At 58.5% G+C, this 2,631-nt stretch carries 2 protein-coding genes; one reads left to right on the forward strand and one right to left on the reverse strand.

Going from position 1 to position 2,631, the window contains the following annotated elements; all coding sequences use genetic code 11:
• The first annotated feature begins 317 nt into the window (after positions 1-317).
• A complete protein-coding gene (locus OXF11_17025; protein MCY4488800.1) occupies positions 318-938 on the forward strand; it encodes a hypothetical protein in 621 nt (206 codons plus the stop codon).
• A 1,493-nt stretch (positions 939-2,431) separates the two neighbouring features.
• Here OXF11_17025 and OXF11_17030 read toward each other — a convergent pair.
• Positions 2,432-2,631, reverse strand: a 200-nt coding sequence (locus OXF11_17030) for an integrase (GenBank protein MCY4488801.1), incomplete at its 5' end; no start/stop codon positions are given.

Here is a 2,631-nt window from a genome sequence, read left to right on the forward strand (position 1 = left end):
GGCGGGAACCTTGGGTTACTTTGACCTGTGCCTGAACTGGTCCGACCTCGCGGAATGGTGCACTTGGGATAGTCATGCCACTCAGGTGTTCAAACGCGCTGATTGTGTCTACGGAAGCTGAGTTTGAAGACGACAAATGTATGTACTATTCGTCTGAACTTGGAGTTGGAGGGTTCAAGACGGGCAGAACAGCCTGATCGCCTCTCGTGGAACGATGTCCGCGTCCGCGCCGAGTCGTGGGCTGACGCGACCTACGAGAAGGGTGAGATGCAGAGTTTTTGCGATACTCTCTTCGACGTGTTTGGATCGCGGGGGCCATGATCCTGAACCAGGGAGCACTTTCATCAAGAGGAATGCTGATGACGTTCATCACAGAAAAGTCGCCGCCGAAAGGTAGGGCAGGGAAATGTGAAGGAGAGCTCGAACAGCATCTACATGAACCAGCTGTGATGCTGGCCATGGCACGTTGGCTGTTCAACTCGGGCGCGAAAAAGGTGTGTTTACGTCCTGATGGAATGCACGCCAAGCAGTTCAACATGCGCCGTTGGCTGGAGAGCGAGGGGTTCGAGAAAACCGATGCGAAAGAGAAGACCGGCGACGCTGGCACATACACTCGCCAGGACCAAACGGTTGACGTCAGGTTTGTGTCAGGTCAGGGCGATGTGTTGGCAGAGCTAGGGGGTCAACGTGTCGTGGTGGAAGCGAAGGGAGGCATCATCAACACACGCCATTCGGGACAAAAATCGAGACTGCGCAAGCACCTCTATGAAGCAGTCGGTATGCTCCTTGACGGCCCGGACCCTGCGGACCGTTTGATTGCCGCGGTCCCTCTGCATCCGGACACCATAAAGGTCGCCAACAAGATGTCTGGACGCTGTCGCGATGTAGGGATCGAGATTGTCCTTGTGTCCGGAGCGGGCGAAGTTCAAACTGTGTAGTATCCAAATGAATTGACCTGAGCCGGTGAAGGAAACACCTCATGGAGCGGTTCAAACGGTTTCTCGATAGAGCACTGCAACTCTTTGAACGCGACTGCCGAGAGTCGCCGCGGCGACTATTCCGGCCTGGAAGACATTCGCAAGGTGATCCCCCGCCAGAACCAGGACTGTATCGCCTGATCCGAATAGACAATGGAGAACCCTGGTATATAGGCCAAACAAGCAATTTGGCACAAAGGATTCCACAACACAGGGATGACTTCCCAGACGTAGAGTGGATTCCAGTTTGGAAGGCCATTGTTCCGTGTTTTACAAAAGAGGCGTATGGACTTCTGAAGGAGAAGGAGCGACGACAGATAAAACAGTACCGGCCAGAAGGGAATCGCCGTGCGGGTGGAGGGGGGAACCCTCCGCACACGGAACGATGTGAGCGCTGGAGGATCACGCAATGCAAGCATCTCGGTGAATGCTTGCGGTGGGGAGATCGATGAAACACCCGGGTAGTGAGACGCTGAAGAAATGAGGGGTACCGTGGAGACGGACCCGATGAAGGCCGTGCACGACCCGTGGGACCTTGTGTTCAATCCGCGGCTGATCCTCAAGACGTTCCCCTGAACCCCAAGAAGCGTAGCGGCGATCCGGTCCATCGTCTGTTGTCACATGCGCCATCATTCAACCGGAAAGCGTGCTCGTCGACGTGCCGGCCAGGGTGTTTGATGCTCGTGTCGTGGTAGACTCCCTTGTTGTCCGCGCTGGAACACTGCCCACACCGCGCCGACTACAGGGCAGATTCGCAGCTGCGTGAAGACGCCGGCCCGGCCTGCCCGTCGATCGAAATGGCCACGCCGAGTTGTCCGTCACCCGGATGCTGTGGATGGGATTCGTCGGATCGGAACAGTTGTGGGAATGCGCCAGGGAAACGCCGCCAGGCTCTTGGCGGAACTCGATGCCCGACGAACAATCGATGATGCCGCTTGGATTTCCCCGCCAGACGCTCGAAACGCCGACACCAAAACAGCTCGGCGGCATCAGCGCCCTTGTTGTGTGGCCTTGACATCTGTCCCACGTCCGTCTTCCACCTGCCCCGTCTCCCGATGCCGCCGGATCGGCCGTGTGAACCGCCCCTTCTTTCCCTTCCTTAGCCCGTGATGCCCCAAGTGCACCAGCGTCCGCCGCACGAATCTGTACCCCGAGCCCCGCTCCGCCAACTGATAATTTATCTCCGCGTTCCTGAGTGTTGTGCACGAGTTGCGCGAGGAGGACATCCTGTCGGAGGACCCGCTTATCCGCGTCAACAAGATCATCGTGGAGGAGGCGGACCGGGAATACTACGGTGTGGCTGGACGACTAACTTCTTGCCCTGAATCCGCAACAGGCAAGCAACTGGCCGACGACATTCACGAGGCCATGCGGGCTCGGTGGTGGCCGCCACTGCGAAGGTCGGAGCCGCAACGGTAACAGGACTCTTGAGAGGTTTACGCCCGGCCCCGGCGTCAGGTCGCTTCCCTGGCCGGGGCTTGGTCCCCGCCGCCAATCGGGTATCCTTTCAGGATGTCGGCGGCGATGCTGTCGGATACGCGGATGGCGGACTCGCGCACTGACTCCCGCGCCAGATGCGCGTACCGCGCGGTGGTCTCCACCTTCGTGTGACCCAGGAGCTTTCCGATCATGGTCAGCCCTTCGCCGAGCGCCA

The sequence above is a fragment of the Deltaproteobacteria bacterium genome (genome assembly GCA_026712905.1).
In the GTDB taxonomy this organism is placed as follows: Bacteria; Desulfobacterota; Binatia; order UBA9968; family JAJDTQ01; genus JAJDTQ01.